Annotated in this window: 24 protein-coding genes; 20 read left to right on the top strand and 4 right to left on the bottom strand. The window is 64.9% G+C overall.

Annotated elements, in window-relative coordinates; genetic code table 11:
- Positions 1-46 precede the first annotated feature (46 nt).
- Together EN862_RS23905 and leuC are read left to right on the top strand one after the other, a co-directional pair.
- On the top strand, positions 47-697 hold the full coding sequence (locus tag EN862_RS23905; RefSeq protein ID WP_127866004.1) for a methyltransferase domain-containing protein: 651 nt from the start codon (positions 47-49) through the stop codon (positions 695-697).
- A 470-nt stretch (positions 698-1,167) separates the two neighbouring features.
- Positions 1,168-2,577 carry a 3-isopropylmalate dehydratase large subunit gene (gene leuC, locus EN862_RS23895; RefSeq protein ID WP_127866003.1) on the top strand — a complete coding sequence of 470 codons (1,410 nt, stop codon included), beginning with the start codon at positions 1,168-1,170 and terminating at the stop codon, positions 2,575-2,577.
- 336 nt (positions 2,578-2,913) lie between these two features.
- Here leuC and EN862_RS23890 read toward each other — a convergent pair whose 3' ends face one another.
- A complete protein-coding gene (locus EN862_RS23890; RefSeq protein WP_127866002.1) occupies positions 2,914-3,219 on the bottom strand; it encodes a hypothetical protein in 306 nt (101 codons plus the stop codon).
- 164 nt (positions 3,220-3,383) lie between these two features.
- Here EN862_RS23890 and EN862_RS23885 point away from each other — a divergent pair, with 164 nt between their 5' ends.
- Both EN862_RS23885 and EN862_RS23880 read left to right on the top strand, forming a co-directional pair.
- Positions 3,384-4,580 (top strand): GGDEF domain-containing protein, encoded by a 1,197-nt coding sequence (locus tag EN862_RS23885; RefSeq protein ID WP_127866001.1) that lies wholly within the window; start codon positions 3,384-3,386, stop codon positions 4,578-4,580.
- A gap of 80 nt (positions 4,581-4,660) precedes the next feature.
- The gene (locus EN862_RS23880; RefSeq protein WP_127866000.1) at positions 4,661-5,863 is read left to right on the top strand and encodes a GGDEF domain-containing protein; all 1,203 of its coding nucleotides are present in this window, start codon (positions 4,661-4,663) and stop codon (positions 5,861-5,863) included.
- On the opposite strand, the gene EN862_RS23875 is transcribed toward EN862_RS23880, so the two are convergent.
- A complete protein-coding gene (locus tag EN862_RS23875; RefSeq protein ID WP_127865999.1) occupies positions 5,847-6,203 on the bottom strand; it encodes a hypothetical protein in 357 nt (118 codons plus the stop codon). The genes EN862_RS23880 and EN862_RS23875 overlap by 17 nt on opposite strands.
- Positions 6,204-6,545: 342 nt before the next feature.
- On the opposite strand from EN862_RS23875, the gene EN862_RS23870 reads away from it, so the two are divergent.
- The 7 genes from EN862_RS23870 (at position 6,546) to EN862_RS23840 (ending at position 12,030) form a co-directional block, all read left to right on the top strand.
- Positions 6,546-7,028: a hypothetical protein gene (locus EN862_RS23870; RefSeq protein ID WP_127865998.1), complete on the top strand. Its 483-nt coding sequence runs from the start codon at positions 6,546-6,548 to the stop codon at positions 7,026-7,028.
- A 264-nt stretch (positions 7,029-7,292) separates the two neighbouring features.
- Positions 7,293-7,715, top strand: coding sequence for a succinate dehydrogenase, cytochrome b556 subunit (sdhC, locus tag EN862_RS23865; protein WP_127865997.1), 423 nt, complete (start codon positions 7,293-7,295; stop codon positions 7,713-7,715).
- Positions 7,715-8,110 carry a succinate dehydrogenase, hydrophobic membrane anchor protein gene (sdhD, locus tag EN862_RS23860; RefSeq protein WP_127865996.1) on the top strand — a complete coding sequence of 132 codons (396 nt, stop codon included), beginning with the start codon at positions 7,715-7,717 and terminating at the stop codon, positions 8,108-8,110. The genes sdhC and sdhD overlap by 1 nt, the downstream gene beginning before the upstream one ends.
- Before the next feature lie 4 nt (positions 8,111-8,114).
- Entirely contained in the window at positions 8,115-9,950 is a 1,836-nt protein-coding gene (gene sdhA / locus EN862_RS23855) for a succinate dehydrogenase flavoprotein subunit (protein WP_127865995.1), read from the top strand.
- A gap of 2 nt (positions 9,951-9,952) precedes the next feature.
- The gene (locus tag EN862_RS23850; protein ID WP_127865994.1) at positions 9,953-10,387 is read left to right on the top strand and encodes a DUF3052 family protein; all 435 of its coding nucleotides are present in this window, start codon (positions 9,953-9,955) and stop codon (positions 10,385-10,387) included.
- Positions 10,387-11,166: a succinate dehydrogenase iron-sulfur subunit gene (locus tag EN862_RS23845; protein WP_127865993.1), complete on the top strand. Its 780-nt coding sequence runs from the start codon at positions 10,387-10,389 to the stop codon at positions 11,164-11,166. Before EN862_RS23850 ends, EN862_RS23845 begins: the two co-directional genes overlap by 1 nt.
- A 225-nt stretch (positions 11,167-11,391) precedes the next feature.
- Positions 11,392-12,030, top strand: coding sequence for a DUF480 domain-containing protein (locus tag EN862_RS23840; protein WP_127865992.1), 639 nt, complete (start codon positions 11,392-11,394; stop codon positions 12,028-12,030).
- A gap of 217 nt (positions 12,031-12,247) precedes the next feature.
- Here EN862_RS23840 and EN862_RS23830 read toward each other — a convergent pair whose 3' ends face one another.
- Positions 12,248-12,673, bottom strand: coding sequence for an OsmC family protein (locus EN862_RS23830; protein WP_059189445.1), 426 nt, complete (start codon positions 12,671-12,673; stop codon positions 12,248-12,250).
- A 342-nt stretch (positions 12,674-13,015) separates the two neighbouring features.
- Between EN862_RS23830 and EN862_RS23825 the strand changes: the two genes are divergently transcribed.
- The 3 genes from EN862_RS23825 to EN862_RS23815 all read left to right on the top strand — a co-directional run bounded on the left by EN862_RS23825 (position 13,016) and on the right by EN862_RS23815 (position 14,249).
- A complete protein-coding gene (locus EN862_RS23825) occupies positions 13,016-13,231 on the top strand; it encodes a hypothetical protein (protein WP_127865991.1) in 216 nt (71 codons plus the stop codon).
- Positions 13,228-13,584: a YciI family protein gene (locus EN862_RS23820; RefSeq protein WP_127865990.1), complete on the top strand. Its 357-nt coding sequence runs from the start codon at positions 13,228-13,230 to the stop codon at positions 13,582-13,584. Before EN862_RS23825 ends, EN862_RS23820 begins: the two co-directional genes overlap by 4 nt.
- A gap of 134 nt (positions 13,585-13,718) precedes the next feature.
- The gene (locus EN862_RS23815) at positions 13,719-14,249 is read left to right on the top strand and encodes a hypothetical protein (RefSeq protein WP_127865989.1); all 531 of its coding nucleotides are present in this window, start codon (positions 13,719-13,721) and stop codon (positions 14,247-14,249) included.
- 417 nt (positions 14,250-14,666) lie between these two features.
- Here EN862_RS23815 and EN862_RS23810 read toward each other — a convergent pair whose 3' ends face one another.
- The gene (locus EN862_RS23810; protein WP_127866341.1) at positions 14,667-15,944 is read right to left on the bottom strand and encodes a ubiquinone biosynthesis hydroxylase; all 1,278 of its coding nucleotides are present in this window, start codon (positions 15,942-15,944) and stop codon (positions 14,667-14,669) included.
- Positions 15,945-16,047: 103 nt separating this feature from the next.
- Between EN862_RS23810 and tesB the strand changes: the two genes are divergently transcribed.
- The 6 genes from tesB to xth all read left to right on the top strand — a co-directional run bounded on the left by tesB (position 16,048) and on the right by xth (position 24,040).
- The gene (gene tesB / locus EN862_RS23805) at positions 16,048-16,911 is read left to right on the top strand and encodes an acyl-CoA thioesterase II (protein ID WP_127865988.1); all 864 of its coding nucleotides are present in this window, start codon (positions 16,048-16,050) and stop codon (positions 16,909-16,911) included.
- Between the two features lie 249 nt (positions 16,912-17,160).
- Complete coding sequence (locus tag EN862_RS23800; protein WP_127865987.1) at positions 17,161-17,499, top strand: P-II family nitrogen regulator; 339 nt, start codon at positions 17,161-17,163, stop codon at positions 17,497-17,499.
- A 31-nt stretch (positions 17,500-17,530) separates the two neighbouring features.
- Entirely contained in the window at positions 17,531-18,883 is a 1,353-nt protein-coding gene (locus tag EN862_RS23795) for an ammonium transporter (RefSeq protein ID WP_127865986.1), read from the top strand.
- 593 nt (positions 18,884-19,476) lie between these two features.
- On the top strand, positions 19,477-22,152 hold the full coding sequence (locus EN862_RS23790) for a DNA translocase FtsK (RefSeq protein ID WP_127865985.1): 2,676 nt from the start codon (positions 19,477-19,479) through the stop codon (positions 22,150-22,152).
- Between the two features lie 195 nt (positions 22,153-22,347).
- Positions 22,348-23,016, top strand: coding sequence for an outer membrane lipoprotein carrier protein LolA (locus tag EN862_RS23785; protein ID WP_127865984.1), 669 nt, complete (start codon positions 22,348-22,350; stop codon positions 23,014-23,016).
- Positions 23,017-23,233: 217 nt separating this feature from the next.
- Positions 23,234-24,040 carry an exodeoxyribonuclease III gene (xth, locus tag EN862_RS23780; protein ID WP_127865983.1) on the top strand — a complete coding sequence of 269 codons (807 nt, stop codon included), beginning with the start codon at positions 23,234-23,236 and terminating at the stop codon, positions 24,038-24,040.
- Positions 24,041-24,074: the final 34 nt, after the last annotated feature.

Genomic DNA, 24,074 nt, shown 5'->3' with positions numbered 1-24,074 from the left:
GTCCGCGTTACGATCCCTCCGCCCATCAGCGCGGAGGAGACGCCCCATGAATTTCGACAAGGCCAATGCGGCGCTGGATTCCGTCTATTCGGCCGACTCGCCGGAAGGGCTTGCCAAGGCCTATGCCGACTGGGCCGCGACCTATGACAGCGAGACCGCCTCGCTCGGCTACCTTCTGCCGTTCCTGATCACGGCCTGGGTAGCGCGGCATGTGCCGGCCGGCGAAGGTCCGCTGCTCGACGCCGGTTGCGGCACCGGCCTGTCGGGTCCGTCGCTGAAGGCGCTGGGCTATGGCGACATTGCCGGCCTCGACCTTTCCGACGACATGCTGAAGCTCGCCGGCAGCCGCCAGGCCGGTGGCAAGCCGGCCTATAGCGAGCTGAAGCAAGCGATGCTCGGCGGCCCGCTGCCCTGGCCCGACCGGCATTTTCGCGCCTTCTTCTCTACCGGCGTCTTCACCATCGGCCACGCGCCGGCCACCGGCCTGCACGAGCTGGTGCGCATCACGAAGGCCGGCGGTCATGCCATCTTCACCGTGCGCGACCGGGTCTTCGAGAGCGACGGGTTCCAGGCGGTGTTCGATGAGCTCGCGCAGGCGGGAAAATGGCGGCTGGTCGAGCAGAGCCCGTGGTTCCGCTGCTACGCCATCGGCGATCCGGAAGCGCTGGTGAAGACGTTTGTGTTCGAGGTGATGTGAATAGCTGGGCGCCAGTTCCTCGCCCCCGCGAAAGCGGGGGAGAGGTGGCCCGGCGAAGCCGGGACGGAGCGGGGGGCGACCTCCGCGACACCAGAGCCGCTGCAAGACAAGGCACAAGATTGATGGGCTCCAGGCGGTTAAGAGGCTTAAAAACTCCAGGCGCCGCGCTGGCCCCTCTCCGTCCCGGCTTCGCCGGGCCACCTCTCCCCACTTCGTGGGGCGAGGAACCAGATCCCCGCCGCAATTGCCGAAAAGCCAAAACATTGCTATCTACGCCGCCATGGAAAAGCTTTTCAGCGATCCGGCCTATAAGGGTTTCGTGCTGCAGGACAGGAAGCGCCTGCCGTCGCGTTTCTCCGCGCGCGTTTGCGGCGCGCTGACCAGCCGACTTAACTGACCCGACCGATCGCAGTCTTCGCGCCGGATGGCCGGCGTGCTTTTCCCATTCTCATATCGACGGATTTACGCACATGAGCGCACCGCGCACCCTCTACGACAAGATCTTCGACGACCACGTCGTCGACCGCCAGGACGACGGCACCTGCCTGCTCTATATCGACCGCCATCTGGTGCACGAGGTTACCAGCCCGCAGGCCTTCGAAGGCCTGCGCATGTCGAACCGCAAGGTTCGCCATCCGGAAAAGACGCTGGCCGTGGTCGACCACAACGTGTCGACCTCGCCCGAGCGCAAGTTCGGCATCAAGAACGAGGAAAGCCGCATCCAGGTCGAGGCGCTGGCCAGGAACGCCAAGGATTTCGGCATCGAATATTATTCCGAGAACGACATCCGCCAGGGCATCGTCCACATCATCGGGCCCGAGCAGGGCTTCACCCTGCCCGGCATGACCATCGTCTGCGGCGACAGCCATACCTCCACGCACGGCGCCTTCGGCGCGCTCGCGCATGGCATCGGCACGTCTGAGGTCGAGCATGTGCTCGCCACCCAGACGCTGATCCAGCGCAAGGCCAAGAATATGCTCGTGCGCGTCGACGGCCAGTTGCCTGAAGGCGTCACCGCCAAGGACATCATCCTGGCCATCATCGGCGAGATCGGCACGGCCGGCGGCACCGGCTACGTCATCGAATATGCGGGCGAAGCGATCCGCTCGCTGTCGATGGAAGGCCGCATGACGATCTGCAACATGTCGATCGAGGCGGGCGCGCGCGCCGGGCTGATCGCGCCGGACGAGACGACCTTCGCCTATGTCAAGGACAAGCCGCGCGCGCCCAAGGGCGCGGCGTGGGATGCGGCGCTTGCCTACTGGAAGACGCTCAAGTCGGACGAAGGCGCGCATTTCGACAAGGTGATCGTGCTCGACGCAGCGAAGCTGCCGCCGATCGTCTCCTGGGGCTCCTCGCCGGAGGACGTCGTCTCGGTGCAGGGCATCGTGCCGAATCCCGACGACATCACGGACGAGACCAAGCGTTCCTCGAAGCATCGGGCACTGGAATATATGGGCCTGACGCCTGGAACCAAGATCACCGACATCGCGCTCGACCGCGTCTTCATCGGTTCCTGCACCAACGGCCGCATCGAGGACCTGCGCGCCGCCGCCAAGGTGGTCGAGGGCAAGAAGGTCAATCCGCGCGTCAACGCCATGATCGTGCCGGGCTCCGGCCTGGTCAAGGAGCAGGCCGAGGCCGAAGGACTGGACAAGATCTTCGTCGCCGCGGGCTTCGACTGGCGTGAGCCGGGCTGCTCGATGTGCCTGGCCATGAACGACGACCGGCTGAAGCCGCATGAACGCTGCGCCTCGACCTCGAACCGCAACTTCGAGGGTCGCCAGGGCTTCAAGGGTCGCACCCATCTGGTGTCGCCGGCCATGGCCGCGGCCGCCGCGATCGCCGGCCATTTCGTCGACATCCGCGACTGGAAGTAAGCGCCTAGCTTGGAAAGCAGGAAGGGTCGGAATCAGCGCAAGCGCTGGGGATTAGCCGAAGTCTCCCCAACGTCGTCATTCCAGGGCGAAGCAGGAGCGTAAGCTCCGTCGCGGAGACCCTGGAATCCATGCCGTTACCTCGATCGAAGGGTGCAGCGGAGCAGAATTCTGCACTGTTGCAGCGCCTTGAGGTTACGGCATGGATCCTCGGGTCTGCGCCGCGTCGCTTCGCTCCTTGCTTCGCCCGTGGATGACGATTGCGATGGGCGTTCCGGCCAATCGCCAAGGCATGCCAACGCAGCATATCCGACAGGCCGAAATTTCCGTGCCGGGAACTTACCTGCGAACGATCTCGTGAGACTCCTCACGCCGGCCGGGTTCGTCGGCGGCGACGACCAATGCCAGCTGGCGGTCGTCGAAAATCTTGAACCACTCGTCCCATTCGACCAGCTCGTAGCCGCCGGCATTGGGCGGGCGTTCCGGCCGGTCCTCGTCCTCATAGGCCTGCTGGTCAAACACCAGGCGAAGCATGGCCTGCGTGCCAGGCTCCGGCGATACGTCGACAATGGCCGGAAAGCCGGCCCGCGCCGCCGCCCAGGAGCGGATTTCATCGTGATCGGTCAAAGTGATCGTGTCGGCCATCGCAATCGTCTCCTGTCTGGCGTCTCCAGTCTGGCCGGACAACGCCGCTCCGGCAAGCCCGGTTCCGCATGGTTTCGCGACCTATCTGTCGGAGGGCTTAACCGCTTGTTTGGGCTTGCGTCCTAGTATCTCCCCTTGGGTAAGTTGGGGAAAGTCGCAGTCCTTTGGACACCGGTCTGCTCATAGCGCTGCTCAATCCGACGATAGCGCTGGCGCTTGGCGCTGCGTTCCTCGTGCTATGGTGCCATCAGCGCCACCGGCCGTATCTGGCTGTGCTCGGCGCCAGCTACTGCCTGTCGGCGCCGGGGTTCCTGCTGCAATATTTCACGTTGCCGATCGGCATGGCGCTGACCAAGCTCGTTTCCAACATCTGCTTCACGATAGCGGCCTGCTGCCTTTCCAGCGCGCTCATCGCCCGCTACGGACGGCGCGTGCCTTTTGTCGGGATCGGCGTCGTCACCGGCGGCGGGCTCGCCGCCTTCCTGTGGTTCATGTTCGTCCAGCCGGATCTCACCTGGCGCGTGCTTGGGATGAATTTCAGTTTCGGCGCGCTCAGCCTGTTGGTCGCGGCGGAACTCAGAACGGTTCGCAACAACGGCCCGACCGAAAAGATCCTGTTCGCGCTGTCGCTGTTGTCGGGGCTGAACTTCATCGTCCGCACGCTGGTCGTCGTCATCGCGCACGGGCCGTTCCCCAGCTATGACGGTTTCTACGGCTCGTCCTATTGGACGACGGCGCTGCTTTCGCACGCGCTTTTGTCGCTTCTGACCGCGCTTAGCCTGTTCACGGCCGCGGCGCTCGACGTGGTGAGGACATTGAAGGCCGAGACCCACACCGATCCGCTCTCCGGCATCCTCAACCGCCGCGGCTTCGAGGAGCGGGCGATCCAGCTGCTCGATCAGTGCGGCAAGGCCGGCTTTCCCGCCGCCCTGGTGCTGGCCGATCTCGATCACTTCAAGGCGCTGAACGACCGGCACGGGCATGAGGCCGGCGACCGGGTGATCGCTGACTTCGCCGCCAAGCTCAGTTCCGCCACCGGCGCGCGCGGAGCCGCCGGCCGCATCGGCGGCGAGGAGTTCGCCGTGCTTCTGCCGCTCAGCGATCTCGCTGCGGCAAGGCTCTTCGCCGAGGCGATCCGTACCTTCTATTCGGCCGGCGCGATCGACGGCCTGCCGCCCGGCACCAGGGTCACCGCCAGCTTCGGCGTCGCCGCGCGCTCCGGCAGGGAAGGGCTGATGCCGTTGATGCGGCGCGCCGACGAAGCGCTCTACAAGGCCAAAAGGAACGGCCGCGACAGCGTGCGGCTGTCCTATGAGAGGCCGGAAACGACGTTCGTCGCCGAGCGGCTCGCCATCGGGTGAAGCAGGCCACCCGCGCCCGACGTTAACGCGATTTTCGCCCGTCGATGCTTTTCTGCCCGGAACGTCCGACGAAGGAAGACATGGGCAGCGCCGATTTCATACTGATGATCAACATGCTCGTCGCCGCGCTGCTGGCGGCGGCGTTCATGGCGGTTGCCGTCTACGGCACCGGGCGCGTGGCGGCGCGCTGGCTTGCCTTCAGCTACCTGCTCGGCATGGCTTATTTCGCCATCGAATTCAGCATCCCCGCCTTCGCGGACGCCCGGTTGCTGGTCGTTGCCGCCTTTGGCGTGTTCCTCGGCGCGACCATCGCTTTCAATGGCGGGTTGGCCCATAAATACGGCGTGCGGCCGCCATGGGTGCCGATGCTGTGCTTCCTGGTCGTCGCCTCGGCCGCCGTCTATCTGGTGCAGGACCTGCCGCGCCAGTCGCTCACGCGCATGATGGCCTACCAGCTTCCTTATGCCGCCATGCAGTTCGCGGCGCTCGGTATCGTGCTGTCCTCCCGGCAGAGGCTTGCACGGCTGGACCATGTGCTCGCGCTGGTGCTTGGCGCCAGCGCCGTGCAATTCGCCTCCAAGCCATTCATCGCCGGCGCGCTGGGTGGCTGGGGCGCCAATCCGCAGGCCTATGTGCAGACGGCTTACGCGCTGGTGTCGCAATCGCTCGGCACCGTGTTCGGACTGGCGCTGGCGCTGCTTGCCCTGGCCGTCCTGGTGCGTGACGCGCTCATCGAGGCGACCTCGAAATCGGAAACGGATACATTGTCGCGGCTGTTCAACCGCGGCGGTTTCGAGCGCCATGCGGACCTTGCCATGCGGGACGCCGTCCGGCGCGGCGTGCCGGTGGCGCTGGTGATCGCCGATCTGGATTACTTCAAGAGCATCAACGACAGCTATGGCCATGCCTGCGGCGACCGTGTAATCGAGAGCTTCGCGGGCTTCCTGCGCGAGGCCGCCGCCGAGCACCATGTCGCCGGCCGTATCGGCGGCGAGGAATTCGCCATCATCCTGCCGGGCACCAATCTTGCCGCGGCGCGGCTGTTTGCCGAGGGCGCGCGCAGCGCCTTCGGTGCCTTGCCGATCGAGGGATTGCCGGCCGACCATCGCTGCAGCGCGAGTTTCGGCGTGGCGGAGCTGACCGCCGACGAGGGTTTTGCCGATCTTCTGCGGCGCGCCGACGCCGCGCTCTATGAAGCCAAGAATGCCGGCCGCGACTGCGTGCGCGTGTCAGGCGCGCTCAGGCGGCGCCAAACGCCGACGATCTTCAACGGCAAGGGCTGAGATTGGGCATCTCGCCGTCGGAAAGCCCGTACATATAGGAGCGGCCCTTCACCAGTACCGGCGGCTGGTAGCAGCCGGGCGCGCCGGGCTCGTCCGCATCGTCATAGGCGACATCCGGCTGGCCGGCACCGGTAAAGTTCGAGAGCTCCTTGGCATGCCTGCCCTCGCCGACGATGATGCGCTTGTAGCCGGCGGCGCTGTCGATGACGAGATTGCCGAAGGAATCGGCATAGACGCGGTCGTGATGGCGCAAGCCGGCTTCGGCCGGCGCGGCGATCGCCAAGACCAGCCCCGCCACCGCCGCGACGGCAACGCTTGCCCGCACTGAATTCGAACGCATGTCGCTCTCCCTTGATGGCGCGACGGATCGCGCCTGGATTCCGGTTCGAATCGGAAATTAACCCTTTCTTAACCTTTGTTAAGAGGCGGGGGGCTTTCGGCGCCGGTTCTTAAGGAACATGGTTAATTTTCGGGGGCCCGATTCCTGTCCGCCGCAGGGCGGCATGCAGCCGGCTGACTCTGGGTGAACTTGATCTTGATGCGTCGCGTGGCTAGAGCGGTTCGCCGTTTAACGGAAACGACAAACCACTCTATCTCTTTGTTTTGACGCAATTCCGGACGGAAAACCGTTTCACACTTTTCCTGGAATTGCTGTAGCGTGCCGCGCACGAAAGGGCAGCGCATGAGCTTTGGCCACACGGTTCGGGTGTCGATCACCATCCCGCTGCTTCTCGCGGCCGCGGCCTGCGTGCCGCAGGACGGCGCGCCGAAGGCGGCCGCGCCGCCCGCCGCCTCGCCTGCTCCGGCCGCGCAGTCCACCGCACCCGTGGCGCCGGCAGCAGCAACGCCTCCGCTGCCTGCAACCGCCAAGACGCCTGCCACGCCTGCGCCCGCAACCAAGATCGTCACCGACCTTACCGTGCCGCGATCCGGCATCGGCACGGCCACCTACAGATGCGGCAATGGCGGCATGATCACCATCCAGAATCTCGGTTCGTCGCTGCGCGTGGTCCGGCCGGACGGCTCGACCGAGGAGTTTGCCGCCTCGCCGGCCAACCAGAGCAGCCGCTACCAGGAAGCGGCCACGCATGACGCAATCGTGATCGACGGCCGCGAGGCGCTGGTGATGAAGAGGGGGTCCACCCCGCAGACCTGCAGAAGGTAGTGGGTGGCCTGATCTGAATCTCAACCCGCCCGGCGCGCGATCTTACCGCGATGCAGCGAACCTTGCGTCGGCTTCGAAACAGCCGCTAATCGATTGAAGCGCGCGGCCGCCGGTTTGTCAGACTAAATGATGTTTCCAAAACGATTTTCCGGCTTTGACGCGGTGCAAAAAGAGCATTAGAAACCGCCTGTCCGGAGCCATAGAGGAGGGCGGCAAACGCCGCATTTCCCATCCCGGCTTCAAGGATGCCGAACTGGGGGAGCCATGAGCAAATCACCAGCCACCCGCGCAGTTGCCAGACGTGAACGACCGCTCTCGCCGCATCTGACGATCTACCGGCCGCCGATCACGATGACGATGTCGATCATCCATCGCATCACCGGCGGCGCGCTTTATTTCGGTACGCTGCTGGTGGCGGCGTGGCTGATCGCCGCTTCGAGCTCGCAGGCCGCCTTCGACTGGGTCGACTGGGCCTTCGGTTCATGGCTCGGCCGGCTGGTTCTGTTCGGCTACACCTGGGCGCTGATGCACCACATGCTGGGCGGGCTGCGCCACCTCATCTGGGACACCGGCGCGGGGCTCGAAAAACACACCGCCTCGAAGATCGCCTGGGCGACGCTCGCCGGCTCGATCGTGCTGACGCTCCTGATCTGGATCGCCGGCTATGCGGCGCGAGGGGCTTTCTGATGAGCGCGAACAACACCGATATGCGCACGCCGCTCGCCAAGGTGCGCGGCCTGGGCTCGGCCCGCGAGGGCACGCAGCATTTCTGGCGCCAGCGGCTGACGGCGATCGCCAACATCCCGCTGCTCCTGTTCTTCGTCGGCTTCCTGATCGCGGTCAACGGCCACGGCTACATGGAAGTGCGGGCGGCACTCGCCAACCCGTTCGTGGCGCTGGTGCTGGCGCTGGTGCTCATCTCCGGCCTCTATCACATGCGGCTCGGCATGCAGGTCATCATCGAGGACTATGTGCATGGCGAGGGCATGAAGCTGGCGCTGATCGCGCTCAACACCTTCTTCCCAGTCGCAGTCGGCGTCGCTTCGCTGTTTGCCCTGCTCAAACTCGCATTCGGAGGCTGACGTTTTGGCCAACGCAAATACAGCCGGCACGGCTTCAGCCTACACTTTTGTCGATCACAAATTCGATGTGGTGATCGTCGGCGCCGGCGGCGCCGGCCTGCGCGCCACGCTCGGCATGGCCGAGCAGGGACTGCGCACCGCCTGCATCACCAAGGTGTTCCCGACCCGCTCGCACACGGTTGCCGCGCAAGGCGGCATCGCCGCCTCGCTCGCCAATATGGGCCCGGACAACTGGCAGTGGCACCTCTTTGACACCGTCAAGGGCTCGGACTGGCTGGGCGACATCGACGCGCAGGAATATATGGTGCGCGAGGCGCCCGCGGCGGTCTACGAGCTCGAGCATTACGGCGTGCCGTTCTCGCGCACCGAAGAGGGCAAGATCTACCAGCGGCCCTTCGGTGGCATGATGATGAATTTCGGCGAAGGCCCGCCGGTGCAGCGCACCTGCGCGGCCGCCGACCGCACCGGCCATGCCATGCTGCACACGCTCTACGGCCAGTCGCTCAAGAACAACGCGCAGTTCTTCATCGAATATTTCGCGCTCGACCTGATCACGGAGCCGGACGGCACCTGCACCGGCGTGGTGGCCTGGAATCTCGATGACGGCACCATTCACCGCTTCTCGGCCAAGATGGTGGTGCTGGCGACCGGCGGCTATGGCCGCGCCTATTTCTCCGCCACCTCGGCGCATACCTGCACCGGCGACGGCGGCGGCATGGCGGCCAGAGCCGGGCTCGCGCTGCAGGACATGGAGTTCGTGCAGTTCCACCCGACCGGCATCTACGGCGCCGGCTGCCTGATCACCGAAGGCGCGCGCGGCGAGGGCGGCTATCTGGTCAATTCCGAGGGCGAGCGCTTCATGGAGCGCTACGCGCCGTCCGCCAAGGACCTTGCCTCGCGCGACGTGGTCTCGCGCTGCATGACGATGGAGATCCGCGAAGGTCGCGGCGTCGGGCCGAAGAAGGATCACATCTTCCTGCATCTCGACCATCTCGACCCGGCGGTGCTGCATGAGCGGCTGCCCGGCATTTCGGAATCGGCGAAGATCTTTGCCGGCGTCGACCTCACCAAGGAGCCGATCCCGGTGCTGCCGACGGTGCACTACAATATGGGCGGCGTGCCGACCAATTATTGGGGCGAAGTGCTCAACCCGACGGCCGAGAGCCCGGATCGCGTGTTGCCCGGTCTGATGGCGGTGGGCGAGGCCGCGTGCGCGTCCGTGCACGGCGCCAACCGGCTGGGCTCCAATTCGCTGATTGATCTTGTCGTCTTCGGCCGTGCCGCGGCCATCCGCGCGGGCGAGGTGATCGACCGCAGTTCGCCTATCCCTTCGCCCAACGCGGCCTCGGTCGAGAAGATCATGGACCGCTTCGACAGGCTGCGCCACGCCAACGGCTCGACGCCGACGGCGGTGCTGAGGGAGAAGATGCAGCGGGCGATGCAGGAAGACGCCGCTGTGTTCCGCACGCAGGTATCGCTCGACAATGGCTGCAAGCGCATTTCCGAGATCTGGGGCGAGCTCAAGGACATCAAGGTCACCGACCGCTCGATGATCTGGAATTCCGACCTCGTCGAGACGCTGGAGTTGGAAAACCTGATGGCCAACGCCATCACCACGGTCTATGGCGCCGCGGCGCGCAAGGAGAGCCGCGGCGCGCATGCGCGGGAGGATTTCTCGGCCCGCGACGACGCCAACTGGCGCAAGCACACGCTGGCCCATGTCAGCGAGGACGGCAAGGTGACGCTCACCTACCGGCCGGTGCACACCGAGACGCTGCTGGCGGAAAAGGATGGCGGCATCAACCCGGCCAAGATCGCGCCGAAGGCGCGGGTGTATTGACCATGGCGCTCGCGGCCACCGGATATTCCGGCACGCCCCTTCCGGCCAAGCTCGGCCTGAAGGACGGCATGGTCGCCGCCTTCATCGCGCTGCCGCCGGAGCTCGACGATCTGGCTGAAGCCGTGTCCTTCGCCAAGGTCGATCGGCTGCCGAAATGGTCGGCGATCTCGGGCAGCCGCAAATACGACGCCGTGCATGCCTTCGCCCGGCAGCGCGCCGAGATCGAGGATGGCCTTGGCGTCATCGAGACGGCGATCAAGCGCGACGGCATGGTCTGGGTGTCCTGGCCGAAGAAGGCCTCGAAAGTGCCGACCGACGTCACCGAGGACGTGATCCGGTCGGAGGCGCTGAAGCGCGACCTGGTCGACGTCAAGGTCGCCGCCGTCAACGAAATCTGGTCCGGGCTGAAGCTCGTCATCCGAAAGGACCGCAGGTAATGGTCGAACTCACGCTTCCCAAGAATTCCAAGGTCCAGCAGGGCAAGACCTGGCCGAAGCCGGAGGGCGCCACCAATTTGCGCGAATACCGCATCTACCGCTGGTCGCCGGACGATGGCGGAAACCCGCGCATGGACACCTATTTCGTCGACATGGACGATTGCGGCCCAATGGTGCTGGACGCGCTGTTGTGGATCAAGAACAAGATCGATCCGACGCTGACGCTTCGCCGCTCCTGCCGCGAAGGCATCTGCGGCTCCTGCGCCATGAACATCGACGGTTCGAACACGCTTGCCTGCACCAAGGGCGCCGAGGATATTTCGGGCGCGGTCAAGATCTACCCGCTGCCGCATATGCCGGTGATCAAGGACCTGGTGCCCGACCTCACCAATTTCTATGCCCAGCACGCCTCAATCGAGCCGTGGCTGAAGACGGTCTCGCCAGAGCCCGCCAAGGAATGGCTGCAGAGCCATGAGGATCGCGAGAAGCTCGACGGGCTCTACGAATGCATCCTGTGCGCCTGCTGCTCGACCTCCTGCCCGAGCTACTGGTGGAACGGCGATCGCTATCTCGGCCCGGCCACCCTGCTGCAGGCCTATCGCTGGCTGATCGATAGCCGCGACGAGGCGACCGGCGAACGGCTCGACAATCTCGAAGACCCGTTCCGGCTCTATCGCTGCCACACCATCATGAACTGCGCGCAGACCTGCCCGAAGGGCTTGAACCCGGCCAAGGCGATCGCGGAGATCAAGAAGATGATGGTTGAGAGACGGGTTTAGTCGGGCGAATTCGCTCGTGGTGCTTTGAAGGCAGCGATCCTTCGCGCGCCCCTCTGTCCTGCCGGACATCTCCCCCACGGGTGGGGAATTGGCTGCCACCGCGGCTTTCGCCAATCGCTACCGTCGAAGAATAAGCGCTGTTGACGAAGCTGCTGATCTCCCCCCTTGTGGGGGAGATGTCCGGCAGGACAGAGGGGGGCGCTGTCCCGCCAGCGTCAGAAAGGATTGCAGCCAGTGACCGATCTCCCCATCCTCTCCGCCGTCGAGGCGCGCGTGCTGGGCTCGCTGATCGAGAAGAAGGAGCTGACGCCGGACGTCTATCCGCTGACGCTCAACGGCGCGCATCAGGCCGCCAACCAGAAGACAGCGCGCGAGCCTGTCATGGCGCTGGAGCTGACCGAGATCAGGCGAGCGCTGAGCTCGCTCGAGCAGAAGGGGCTGGTGCGCCAGGCCTTCGCTTCGCGGGTCGAGCGCTACGAGCACCTGATGGCGCAGCGCTTTTCGCTGACCACGCCGCAGATCGCGGTGATCGGGCTTTTGCTGCTGCGCGGGGCGCAGACGGCGCATGAATTGCTTGCCCGCTCGGAGCGGATGGCGCGCTTTGCCTCGATCGAGGAACTGCGCGACAATCTCGACCTGATGATCGGCCGCCGGCCGCCGTTGATCCAATTGCTCGAACGGGCGCCGGGCCAGCGCGAGGAGCGCTATGTGCATCTGTTGAGCGGGCCGGCGGAGGCGGTGGCGGTCGCGGCGCCTTGGCAGCCGCCGGCGACAGCTGTGGACGCTGATCTCGAAGCGCGGGTGAGGGCGCTGGAGGAAGAAGTCGCGGCATTGCGGGCGAAGATCGAGGCGCTGGGCGGGTAGCTCGCTGGAAGGGTTGGCGCGAGGCCCCCCTCTCTGTCCTGCCGGACATCTCCCCCTCAAGGGGGGAGATTAGCAGCTTCGCCGCTGGCGCTCAGCTTACGGCGTTGGAGATTGGCGAAACCCGGCGTGACATCTGATCTCCCCCCTTGAGGGGGAGATGCCCGGCAGGGCAGAGAGGGGGGCGAAGGAACGCGATCTTGGCAATTATATCGCCCGATCACCCCAACCTTGCATCCAGCGACACCTTGATCGCACCCAGCGCCTTCGACACCGGGCATTCGGCTTTCGCCTTCTCGGCCAGCTCCTTGAATTTCGCCGCGTCGATGCCCGGCACCTTGCCGACCAGGGTGATGGCGCTGCCGGTTATGCCGGTGCCGGGGACCAGCGTCACCACCGCTTTGGCGTCGAGCTCGGCGGCTGGCGTGCCGTTTTCGGCGAGGAAATGCGAGAGCTGCATGGCGTAGCAACCAGCATGCGCCGCCGCGATCAGCTCCTCCGGATTGGTGCCCGATTTGCCGCTCTCGTCCTCGAAGCGCGCCTTGAACGAATAGGGCGTGCCCTTCAAGGTGCCGCTCTGGGTGTCTAGCGTGCCCTTGCCTTCCTTCAGGTTGCCTTTCCAGACGGCGTTTGCGGTGCGGTCCATGGAGTCCTCCTGGTCTGTCGGGGTAGCGCCGGCGGCTGCCGGCGTTCTCCTGAACTATAGCGCGGCCGCGGCGGAAGACCATCCACGGCATGTTGAGATTCAGGTGAGGCCGGCCTGCAAATGGCGGTCTCCTGCGCTTCCGGTGCTCACGTACTTTAAGTACGCTCCGCTCCGGTTCTCGGAGACCGCCATTTTCGGCTCGGCCTGACCCGAATCTCAACACGCCTTCGCCGCCGACGTTGGTGGGTAGGCCAATTCCCAAAAAATGTCCGCGCAAAATGTCGACTTGCTATCGGCCCGGCCGTCCTGCGGGCGGCCACTCACGGCTGATGGAGATTTGAGATGGACAATCTGTTTTTTGCGATCTGGGGAAAGCCGGAGCGGCGGGCGGAGGAGTTCTGGCTGGATCCACCGGCGCCGGGTTTTGGCCGGCTAGCGGCGGCCATCGCCATTGTCGGCGTCGCGGCATGCCTGCTCGACCACATGGCCACGGCAAGCAAAACTGACACCGCCGCCTTTGCCTCCTATAACGTGGCCACCGAGGAGAGCCTGAGATGAAATATGTCCTGCTGGTCTATGGCGAGGAGAAGGACCTTTATGCGCTTACCCCGGAACGGGCGGCCAGGCTCGACGCCGACTCGCTTGCCTATGACAGGGAACTCGAGCGGCAAGGCAAGCTGGTCATCGCGCAGGCGCTGCAGTCGGTGAAGACGTCGAAATCGCTGAGGCGGCGCAAGGGCAAGGCGCTGGTGACCGACGGGCCATTCGTCGAGACCAAGGAGCAGCTGCTCGGCTTCGTCATGGTCGAGGCGGCCGACCTTGCCGAGGCGCTGAAGATCGCGGAAGGCATCCCGCTGGCCGAGCTCGGCACGGTCGAGGTCAGGGCAATCTACGACATACCGGGATCATAGGCGCCAGGTGGGCGCGGCGTTGCAGCTGTCTCTTGCGGGAAACATGTTCAGGGTTTCTTCACGGACGCAACCGTTGCGTGTTGAAGCAACGCCGCATCTCTCTTATCGTCGCCGCGATTTCGGGGGAATTCGGCATGCCTATTCTTATCGCGATACTTGGCCTGCTTGGGGCGGCCGCGATCTGGTGGTACCGGCTGAAATATATGAGTGACGCCGCGCGTGAAGTCGCCGACGTCGTCGGACGCGTTCAGGGCAACATACGGCGCAAGAAATTGCGCAAGCAGGCCGCGCTCTCGCCGCTGACGGCGATCGACGATCCGGTGGTGGCGGCGGCGACGTTGATCACCGCGATTGTTGCGGAGCAGGGGCCGGTGCTGCCTAAGCGCGAGGCGGTCATCCGGGACGTCATCTCGCAGATCGCGGAAAACCCGAAGAAGACGGACGAGGCGGTGGTCTACGCAAAATGGGCCGCCGCGCAGGTCGACGACACGACGATCGTCATCGACAAGCTGGCGGCCTTCCTGCGTGGCCGCCTCGACCCGCATGAGCGCGACGATCTGCTCAGGATGCTGAACCGTGTCGCGCAAGGCGGCGAGCAGAGCCTGAAGATACCGGACCAGCGGATGCTGAGGTTGCGGCAGAAGCTGGGGTTCGAGGTGAACTAGAATTCAGGTGAGGCCGGCCTGCAAATGCCGGCTCCCTGCGCTTCCGGTGCTCACGTACGAAAAGTAGGCTCCGCTCCGGTTCTCGGGATCCGCCCAGCTTGGTCGCTTCGCGCCCGTCTTCGACTCCGACTCGGCCTGACCTGAATTTCACCGCGCGGCGACGACCGGATCGCCTGCCTTCGTGATGGACCAAAACGCCTCTCGCTTCGTCATTCTATGGCGGAGCAAGGAGCGAAGCGACGCGCGCAGACCATAGAATCCATTCCGTTGCCTATAAGCGTTGCTGCGATGCAGAATTCTGCTCCGCCGGGTCCTACGACAAAGGTAACGGAATGGATCCTCGGGTCTGCGCTCCGCTTCGCGTCGCTCCGCCCGTGGATGACGACGTCGCGGAGGCTGCGGCCGATTGCGCGGGGTTCAGATCGCCTCGCCCTTGAGCAGCCTTGGCGTGTCGCCGGACAGGCCCGAGGCCTGGCGGATGAAGAAATCCTTCAGCCGGGGCATGCGTTCCACGAGACCCAGGCCGAGATCGCGCACGGCGCGCAGCGGGCCGATGTCGTTGGAAAACAGCCGGTTGAGCACGTCGGTGGTGACGCCCATCTGCAGCGTGTCGAAGCGGCGCCACTGCTGGTAGCGCTCGAGCACGTCGATGGCGCCGATGTCCTGGCCGAGACGGTCGGCCTCGACAATGACTTCCGCGAGCGCGGCGACATCCTTGAAGCCGAGATTGAGGCCCTGGCCGGCGATCGGGTGGATGCCGTGGGCCGCGTCGCCGGCGAGCGCGATGCGCGGCGCGACGAAGGCGCGGGCCAGCGTCAGGCCGAGCGGCCAGGCGCGCGGCTTGTCGACGACCCTTATTTCGCCGAGCTTGAGGCCGAAGCGCTGCTCCAGATCATGCTCGAAGACAAACTCGTCGCCCTCGACCAGCGCCTTGGCGTCTTGCGTACGCTCCACCCAGACGATCGACGAACGGTTGGTTCCATCCTTGTCCGGCTTCAGCGGCAGCGTGGCGAAGGGGCCCGCGGGGAGGAAATGTTCTTCGGCGCGGCCGTTGTGCGGGCGCTCATGCGCCACCGTGCAGACGATGCCGGACTGGCCGTATTCCCATTTGACGGTCTTGATGCCGGCCATGTCGCGGAGCCTGGAGTTGACGCCGTCGGCGGCGATCAGCAGCCGCGCCTTCAGCGTCGCGCCGTCGGCCAGGTGCACCGTGATGCCGGCGCCGTTGACGTCGAAGGCGCTGACCGCGATGCCTTCGATGATATCGATGCCGAGCTTTTCGGCGCGGCGGCGCAGCGCGCCGTTCAAGTCGCGGTTGGCGACCATGTGGGCGAAAGGCTCGCCCGGCGCCACCTCGCCGTCGAAGGTCAGGAACACCGGGCGCACCGGGTCGGCGGCGCGCGAGTCGGTGATGATCATTTCGGTGATCGCCTGCGCTTCCGGCGCGATCTCGTCCCAGACGCCGAGCTGCTCCAGCATGCGGCCGGCGGCCGCGGCGATGGCCGAGGCGCGGCCGTCCCGCTGCCAGACGCCCGCAGGCGCGGCGTCGACGACGGCGATGGCGAGGCCCGGCCGCGCCTGCTTCAGCGATACGGCCGCGGTGAGGCCGACATAGGCCGCGCCGGCGATGAGCACGTCGAGCGGAGCTTCGCGGTCAGCATCGGCCTTTGCTCCATCCGGCTTGCGGTCGACCATGGCATCATCCTTTCGCGGCTTCGTCCGGCCGCCGCTTGCGGCCTTGACTGGCCGCACATCCTGTCCGAAACCGGCCATGGCGCATCCTTGAAGGATTTCAGACATGACGGCGGCCATGGACGAGCTTCTGGACATTCTCGACCTCGAGCAGCTCGAACACAATCTGTATCGTGGTCGCAGCCCAAAGGTCGACTGGCAGCGCGTCTTCGGCGGCCAGACCATCGCGCAGGCGCTGGTCGCCGCGCAGCGCACCGTGGAGCCGGAACGCCATGTGCATTCGCTGCACGGCTATTTCATGCGGCCCGGCGACACCAAGCTGCCGATCGTCTACGAGGTCGACCGCATCCGCGACGGCGGCTCCTTCACCACGCGCCGGGTGGTGGCGATCCAGCATGGCCAGGCGATCTTCTCGCTGGAGGCTTCGTTCCAGCAGGACGAGGTCGGGCTGGAGCACCAGATGCCGATGCCGCGCGACGTGCCGGCGCCCGACACGCTGCTCTCCCAGCGCGAGCTGCTCGGCAAATTCGGCGAGGCGGTGCCGGAAGGCATCAGGCGTTACTGGGAGCGCGACCGGCCGATCGAGATGAAGCCGGTGATGCTGAAGCATTATACCAGCCGCGAGAAGCTGGATCCGCAGCAGAACATCTGGATCCGCACCACCGGCCCGGTGCCTGAAAGCCGTGCGATACAGGCGGCCGTGCTCGCCTACCTCTCCGACATGACGCTGCTCGACACCTCGACCTTCGCGCATGGCCGCGCCATCTTCGACCGCGACATCCAGGCGGCCAGCCTCGACCATGCCATGTGGTTCCACCGCAGCCATTCGCTGGACGACTGGATCCTCTACAACCAGGACAGCCCGTCGACGCAAGGGTCGCGCGGCTTCACGCGCGGTTCGCTGTTCGCGCGGGACGGAACGCTCATCGCTTCGGTCGCCCAGGAAGGCCTGATCCGACTCAAGCGCTGAGCCGGCTTCTGGTTGATGCCCGCCAAGTAGGCATTTTCGAAATTTTGCCTATTTTTTAATCGTAACGCCCGATGCGGCCGCGCACAAAAGATGTGCGCGGGCCGCTCTGCCCCTTTGTTTACAACAGGTTAACGCCCTGCTTCGGCAATTGGCACGGAGCTTGAATCCTGTCGGGCACTCTCCGGCTCTCCTCGGGATCGGTGTAGGTGTGCAATCGCGGGGGACCGCAACAGCAAAGGGTGAAACCTTATGAAAATCGTGATGGCAATCATCAAGCCGTTCAAGCTCGACGAGGTGCGCGAAGCGCTCACCGCCGTCGGCATCCAGGGCCTGACCGTCACCGAAGTCAAAGGCTACGGGCGTCAGAAGGGGCACACGGAAATCTATCGCGGCGCGGAGTACGCGGTCAGCTTCCTGCCCAAGATCAAGATCGAGGTCGCGGTCGGCGCCGACTTGGTCGACAAGGCCGTGGAAGCCATCACCTCGGCCGCCAAGACCGGCCAGATCGGCGACGGCAAGATCTTTGTCTTCGGCATCGACCAGGCGGTGCGCATCCGTACCGGCGAAACAGACACCGACGCGCTCTGAGCGGCGACCATCCATTCCAACGGAGAGTTCAATGAATATTCCTTCCACCTTGAAGACGACGGGACGCGCGGCCGCTTCGCTCGCTCTCGTAGCGCTGAGCACCGCCGCCGCCTTCGCGCAGGAGGCTGCTCCGGCGGCGGCGCCTGCGGCACCTGCCGCGCCGACGCCGGTTCTCGACACCGGCAACACCGCCTGGATGCTGACCTCGACGGCGCTGGTGCTGATGATGACCATTCCGGGCCTGGCGCTGTTCTACGGCGGCATGGTGCGCAAGAAGAACGTGCTCGCCACCATCATGCAGAGCTTCGCCATCACCTGTCTGGTGACGGTGCTGTGGTTCATGTTCGGCTATTCGCTCGCTTTCACCACCAATGAATCGGCGTCGATGAATGCCTATATCGGCGGCTTCTCGCGCTTCTTCCACCACGGCATCACCGTCTCGACGCTTTGGCTGCCGGGTGTCTCGAACATTCCTGAATTCGTCTTCTCGATGTTCCAGATGACCTTCGCAATCATCACGCCGGCGCTGATCGCCGGCGCCTTCGCCGAGCGCATGAAATTCTCGGCGCTGCTGCTCTTCATGGGCCTCTGGCTGGTGTTCGTCTACGCGCCGATCGCGCACTGGGTGTGGGGCGGCGGCTTCCTCGGCGCCGCCGGTGTGCTCGACTTCGCCGGCGGCACGGTCGTCCACATCAACGCCGGTGTCGCGGGTCTGGTCTGCGCGCTGGTGCTGGGCAAGCGCGAAGGCTACGGCACCACCAACATGGCGCCGCACAATCTCGTCTATTCGGTGATCGGCGCCTCGCTGCTGTGGGTCGGCTGGTTCGGCTTCAACGCCGGTTCGGAACTGGCGGCCGACGGCCTCGCCGGTGCCGCGATGATGAACACGCAGGTCGCCACCGCCGCGGCAGCGCTGGCCTGGATGTTCGCCGAATGGATCGTCGCCAAGAAGCCTTCGGTGCTCGGCATCATCTCGGGCGCCGTCGCCGGCCTCGTCGCGGTGACGCCGGCTTCCGGCTTCGTTAACCCGACCGGCGCCTTCATCGTCGGCATCGTCGCCGGCGTCATCTGCTACCTCTCGGCGGTCAAGCTCAAGCATGCGCTCGGCTATGACGACTCGCTCGATGCCTTCGGCGTGCATGGTATCGGCGGTATCGTCGGCGCCCTGCTCACCGGCGCGCTCGCCGATCCGGCGATCAACGCACTCGGCAAGGATGCTTCGGTCGGCAAGCAGATCTACGGCATCATCTTCACCATCCTGTGGACGGCGATCGCCACCTTCGTGATCCTCTACATCGTCAAGGCGCTGGTCGGCTTGCGTCCGTCCACCCAGGAAGAGGTCGAAGGTCTCGACGTCACCCAGCACGGCGAAGTGGTGCCGTAAGGCTGCCTTTGCCCTTACCAGGGCGCAATTCCGGAAGGTTTCACACTTTTCCTGGAATTGCCCCGAGGGCCGGCGGATCCTCCTCCCGCCGGCCCGGAATTCCTCCCAAGATCCCGTCGTGACGCTCTCGAAAGGGGCTCACGCCTTGAGGCCCGGAACACCCTTCCGGGCCTCCTTTTTTGTCCAGAGCGTTTCACCGTTTTACGGAAACGGCGATCCGCTCCATCCCTTTGCTTCTTACGCAATTCCGGACGGAAGGCTACGGCGAACGCGCCGAACCTAACCGCTCACATTTTCCTGGAATTGCTGTGGGGCCCATCCAAGCCTTTCGATCGCGTTCACTTGATCGCGCCTGCATGAAACATCGGCCTGCTTACAAGTGATCGCCGACGATCGGGGTCCCGAAAGGACCTGATCGTTTCGCCGTTTACGCAAAGGATGGCGTGCCGCGAGCCCCGCCATCCTCTGTTGCAGATGAGGTTCGGTAAAAGGCCATGGTTAATGCGGCCTTAACCTTCCCCCCGATAGTCTGGCGTTCGAATCTGCCGGGGTGCGCCACGCGCCCGGCCAGGCAACGATCACGGGGAAGAGGCATGCGTTCAGGCGCTTCAGCACCGCTCGCGCTGACCGATACGGGGCACGGCATCCAGGCATTCGCGCGGCGCCAGGTCGGGCGGCTGGTCGGCGCCGGGCTGTTCCTGTTCACCGCCTTCGGCATCGCGGCCTTGGCCACGTGGAACGTTGCCGACCCGAGCTTCTCGCACGCCACCAGCAACGTCGTCACCAACGCCATGGGCTATGCGGGTGCTGTGTTCTCCGACCTTGCCATGCAGTTCTTCGGCCTTGCCGCCGTCGCCGGGCTGGTGCCGGCGGTGATCTGGGGCTTCCTGCTTTTCACCGCGCGCGGCGTCGACAAATTGCCGAAGCGCGGCTTCGCCTGGTTCGGCTTCGCGCTTCTGGCCGCGGCTATCGCCGGCTGCGTGACGCCGCCCAACACCTGGCCGCTGCCGACCGGACTCGGCGGCGTGTTTGGCGATATGGTGCTGAAGATCCCCGGCATCGCGGTCGGCGGTTACCCGAAAGGGCTTTTCGCGACGATCATCGCGGTCGTCCTCGCCGCGCCGATGTTATGGCTGTTTGCCTATGGCTCGGCGCTGATCGCGCGCAAGAACGGCTTCGCCGTCATGGAGCGCAGCGCCGCTCCCGATCCGCGCGAGCAGGACGAGATGCTGTTCGACGAGGATGAGGACGAGGGCGATGAAGGCATCCTGGCGCTCGGCGCCGTCACCCATTGGTGGCTGTCGTTCCGCGCCTTCCTGCACCGCCGCGCCGCGCGCCGCAGGCGGGAGCGCGACGAGTTCGAGCCGCCGATGGAGCCCAAGGCCAGCGCCTGGCGGCGCGCCGCCGAGCGCGTCGAATCGGCCGAATTCGCCGAAAGCCGGGTGAGCCCGGGCGGCCGCGCCCGTGTCGAGCCGGAATTCTTCGCCGCCATGGTCAATGACCGCAGCGTCTCGGTCGATCCGGTGGACCAGGATATTTTCGACGACGAGCAGGACGAGGACGTCGACCTCGACGACTTCGACGACGAGGCGCCTGCCCAGCGGCGCGGCGCGGCGGCCAAGGTGCGGAACTTCCGCTCCGATGCCGCGACCCGCGTCGAGGCGCCGGCGGCGCGGCCGGTGCCGGGCGCCCGTGTCCAGCGCGAGGCGCAGACCTCACTGATCGGCTCCGACACGTTCGAGATGCCGTCGTTGCATTTCCTGTCCGAGCCGAAGAACGTCGCCAAGGATCCAAGCCTGTCGAAGGACGCCCTGGAGCAGAACGCGCGGCTTCTCGAGGGCGTGCTGGAGGATTTCGGCGTCAAGGGCGAGATCATCCATGTCCGCCCCGGTCCGGTCGTGACGCTCTACGAGTTGGAGCCGGCGCCCGGCATCAAGTCCTCGCGCGTCATCGGCCTGTCCGACGACATCGCCCGCTCGATGAGCGCGATCGCCTGCCGTGTCGCCGTCGTGCCCGGCCGCAACGCCATCGGTATCGAGCTGCCCAACGCCAAGCGCGAGACGGTCTATCTCAGAGAGATCATGGCCAGCCGCGATTTCGAGACGACCAAGGCAAAGCTGGCGCTGGCGCTCGGCAAGACGATCAATGGCGAGGCGGTCATCGTCGACATCGCCAAGATGCCGCACGTGCTGGTCGCCGGCACCACCGGCTCCGGCAAGTCGGTCGCCATCAACACGATGATCCTGTCGCTGCTCTACCGGATGACGCCGCAGGAATGCCGGCTGATCATGATCGACCCGAAGATGCTGGAACTTTCCGTCTATGACGGCATCCCGCATCTTTTGACGCCGGTCGTCACCGATCCGAAGAAGGCAGTCGTGGCGCTGAAATGGACCGTGCGCGAGATGGAGGACCGCTACCGCAAGATGTCCAAGGTCGGCGTGCGCAACATCGACGGCTTCAACGCACGCGTTCAGCAAGCGGAGAAAAAGGGCGAGAAGATCTCGCGTACGGTGCAGACCGGCTTCGACCGCCAGACCGGCGAGGCGATCTACGAGACCGAGAACCTCGATCTCGAGCCGATGCCCTATATCGTGGTCATCATCGACGAGATGGCCGACCTGATGATGGTGGCCGGCAAGGATATCGAAGGCGCGGTGCAGCGCCTGGCGCAGATGGCGCGCGCCGCCGGCATCCATGTCATCATGGCGACGCAACGTCCCTCGGTCGACGTCATCACCGGCACCATCAAGGCCAATTTCCCGACCCGCATCTCCTTCCAGGTGACGTCGAAGATCGACAGCCGCACCATCCTCGGCGAGCAGGGCGCCGAGCAGCTGCTCGGCATGGGCGACATGCTCTACATGGCCGGCGGCGGGCGCATCCAGCGCGTCCACGGTCCGTTCGTCTCGGACGACGAGGTCGAGCGGATCGTCGCGCATCTCAAATTGCAGGGCGTGCCGGAATATCTCGACGCCATCACCGAGGACGACGAGGAAGAGGACGAGGACGGTCCGTCCGGCAAGGGTGGTTCCGGCGGCGGTGGGGGCGGCAATTTCGAGGATTCCGACGATCCCTACGACCAGGCGGTGGCGGTGGTGCTGCGCGACGGCAAGGCTTCGACCAGCTACATCCAGCGGCGGCTCGGCATCGGCTACAACCGCGCTGCCTCGATCATCGAGAAGATGGAAAAGGAAGGCATTGTCGGCCCGGCCAACCATGCCGGCAAACGCGAGATTTTGGTGCCGACCGAGGACGACAAGTTCTAAGGTTTGTCGACATTCAGGTGAGGCCGGCCTGACCTGAATATCGGCAAACTCTTGGCCCGGCGACGTGCCAACCGGGTCAGCCGGCAACCGGAAATCGTCTGGCGCGTTTGTGCGAAGTTGTCGCGCACCCGCCAAACTTAGGCCCCAGTGGGAGTCCAGATACTGCCACGACACGAATCACAGGAAGTGACCGGCATGAAGACCCAGACCGAATTCGCCATCACCCGCCGCCAACTCCTCGGCCTCGGCTTGATGCTTGGCGGAGCTGCCGCTTTCAACCTTGTGCCTGGATACCAGCTTGTGGCGGCCGCGCAGGCGGCGGTGCCGCCGGCGGCACAGAAGATCGCCGATCATTTCTCCTCGGTGAAGTCGATGAGCGGCGAGTTCGTCCAGTTCGGTCCTAAAGGCGAGCAGACGGGCGGCAAGTTTTTCCTGGAGCGTCCGGGCAAGATCCGCTTCAACTATGACGGCTCCTCCAACTTCCGCGTCATCTCCGACGGCAAGTCGGTGGTGATTCTGAACAAGAAGCTCAACACATCCGACCTCTACCCGCTGTCGAAGACGCCGCTGAAATTGCTGCTCGACGACCGGATCGACCTCTCCGGCGGGCGCGTCAAGGCCGTCAAGGAAGAGGACGACCTCACCACGATCAAGCTTTCCGACAAGTCGGTGTTCGGCAATGCCATGATCACCATGATGTTCGACCCGAAGACCTACGATCTGCGCCAGTGGACGATCACCGACGCTCAAGGGAAAGACACCACGGTGATGATCTTCAACACCAAGGAAGGCGTCAGCTTCCCGCCCGACACGTTCGCGATCGATTATACGGCGAACCGCGAGCTGAATACGAAGACGCGGTAGATTCAGGTGAGGCCGGCCTGCAAATGGCGGTCTCCTGCGCTTCCGGTGCTCACGTACTTTAAGTACGCTCCGCTCCGGTTCTCGGAGACCACCATTTTCGACTCGGCCTGACCTGAATCGGTGTCGCTGATGGAAGCGAGCGCAGCCGCAAAGGTTGGCTTGTCTTTCAGGCGCGCGGCTGGCACTAGTTCGGCGACTCCTTTCCGGACCCGCCTGAATGCCTTTCACCATCGCCACCTGGAACATCAACTCCGTGCGCCTGCGCATGCCGATCGTCGAGCGGCTGCTGAAGGAGCACGCGCCGGACGTGCTCTGCCTGCAGGAAACCAAGGTGCCGGACGAACTCTTTCCGGAAAAGGCGTTTCGCAAGGCCGGCTACGAGCACATTCTGTTCCACGGCCAGAAGGGCTATCACGGCGTGGCCACCGTGGCGCGCCGGCCGATCGAGCTGGTCGAGAAGCGGCGCTTCTGCGAAATCGACGACAGCCGGCACCTTTCGGTCAGGGTCCAGGCGGGCGGCAAATCGGTGCTGGTGCATAATTTCTATGTGCCGGCCGGCGGCGACGAGCCGGATCCGGAGATCAACCGCAAATTCCGGCACAAGCTCGATTTCGTTTACGAGATGAACTCCGTGCCGGCGAGCGGGGACGAGCTATCCGCGTCGATCCTGGTCGGCGACCTGAACATCGCGCCGCTGGAGCACGACGTCTGGTCGCACAAGCAGTTGCTCAACGTCGTCAGCCATACGCCGGTCGAAACGACAAATTTCGAGGCGATGCGCAAGGCCGGCGGCTGGGTCGACCTGATGCGGCTCAACATGCCCGCCGAGCAGAAACTCTACACCTGGTGGAGCTATCGCGCGAAGGACTGGGAGGCGTCGAACCGAGGCCGCCGCCTCGACCATGTCTGGTCGTCGGCAAATCTGGTGCCGAGCTTCAAAGGCTACGAGATCCTGCAGGCGGCGCGGGGATGGGAAAAGCCGTCGGATCATGTGCCGGTGATCGCGCGGTTCGACCTGGATTAGGGCGGGCCTTTCGTCGCAATGCCAACGGCTGAAA

This window comes from Mesorhizobium sp. M2E.F.Ca.ET.219.01.1.1, assembly GCF_004016445.2.
In the GTDB taxonomy this organism is placed as follows: domain Bacteria; phylum Pseudomonadota; class Alphaproteobacteria; order Rhizobiales; family Rhizobiaceae; genus Mesorhizobium.
Note: the sequence above shows the minus strand (reverse complement) of the source record. Positions and strands in the feature narration are given on the sequence as shown.

Bases quoted from the DNA above. Each gene is read 5' to 3' on its own strand.
- EN862_RS23905 (WP_127866004.1), top strand. From the start codon at position 47: ATGAATTTCGACAAGGCCAATGCGGCGCTGGATTCCGTCTATTCGGCC.
- leuC (WP_127866003.1), top strand. From the start codon at position 1,168: ATGAGCGCACCGCGCACCCTCTACGACAAGATCTTCGACGACCACGTC.
- EN862_RS23890 (WP_127866002.1), bottom strand. From the start codon at position 3,219: ATGGCCGACACGATCACTTTGACCGATCACGATGAAATCCGCTCCTGG.
- EN862_RS23880 (WP_127866000.1), top strand. From the start codon at position 4,661: ATGGGCAGCGCCGATTTCATACTGATGATCAACATGCTCGTCGCCGCG.
- EN862_RS23875 (WP_127865999.1), bottom strand. From the start codon at position 6,203: ATGCGTTCGAATTCAGTGCGGGCAAGCGTTGCCGTCGCGGCGGTGGCG.
- EN862_RS23870 (WP_127865998.1), top strand. From the start codon at position 6,546: ATGAGCTTTGGCCACACGGTTCGGGTGTCGATCACCATCCCGCTGCTT.
- sdhC (WP_127865997.1), top strand. From the start codon at position 7,293: ATGAGCAAATCACCAGCCACCCGCGCAGTTGCCAGACGTGAACGACCG.
- sdhD (WP_127865996.1), top strand. From the start codon at position 7,715: ATGAGCGCGAACAACACCGATATGCGCACGCCGCTCGCCAAGGTGCGC.
- EN862_RS23850 (WP_127865994.1), top strand. From the start codon at position 9,953: ATGGCGCTCGCGGCCACCGGATATTCCGGCACGCCCCTTCCGGCCAAG.
- EN862_RS23845 (WP_127865993.1), top strand. From the start codon at position 10,387: ATGGTCGAACTCACGCTTCCCAAGAATTCCAAGGTCCAGCAGGGCAAG.
- EN862_RS23830 (WP_059189445.1), bottom strand. From the start codon at position 12,673: ATGGACCGCACCGCAAACGCCGTCTGGAAAGGCAACCTGAAGGAAGGC.
- EN862_RS23825 (WP_127865991.1), top strand. From the start codon at position 13,016: ATGGACAATCTGTTTTTTGCGATCTGGGGAAAGCCGGAGCGGCGGGCG.
- EN862_RS23820 (WP_127865990.1), top strand. From the start codon at position 13,228: ATGAAATATGTCCTGCTGGTCTATGGCGAGGAGAAGGACCTTTATGCG.
- EN862_RS23815 (WP_127865989.1), top strand. From the start codon at position 13,719: ATGCCTATTCTTATCGCGATACTTGGCCTGCTTGGGGCGGCCGCGATC.
- EN862_RS23810 (WP_127866341.1), bottom strand. From the start codon at position 15,944: ATGGTCGACCGCAAGCCGGATGGAGCAAAGGCCGATGCTGACCGCGAA.
- tesB (WP_127865988.1), top strand. From the start codon at position 16,048: ATGACGGCGGCCATGGACGAGCTTCTGGACATTCTCGACCTCGAGCAG.
- EN862_RS23800 (WP_127865987.1), top strand. From the start codon at position 17,161: ATGAAAATCGTGATGGCAATCATCAAGCCGTTCAAGCTCGACGAGGTG.
- EN862_RS23795 (WP_127865986.1), top strand. From the start codon at position 17,531: ATGAATATTCCTTCCACCTTGAAGACGACGGGACGCGCGGCCGCTTCG.
- EN862_RS23790 (WP_127865985.1), top strand. From the start codon at position 19,477: ATGCGTTCAGGCGCTTCAGCACCGCTCGCGCTGACCGATACGGGGCAC.
- EN862_RS23785 (WP_127865984.1), top strand. From the start codon at position 22,348: ATGAAGACCCAGACCGAATTCGCCATCACCCGCCGCCAACTCCTCGGC.
- xth (WP_127865983.1), top strand. From the start codon at position 23,234: ATGCCTTTCACCATCGCCACCTGGAACATCAACTCCGTGCGCCTGCGC.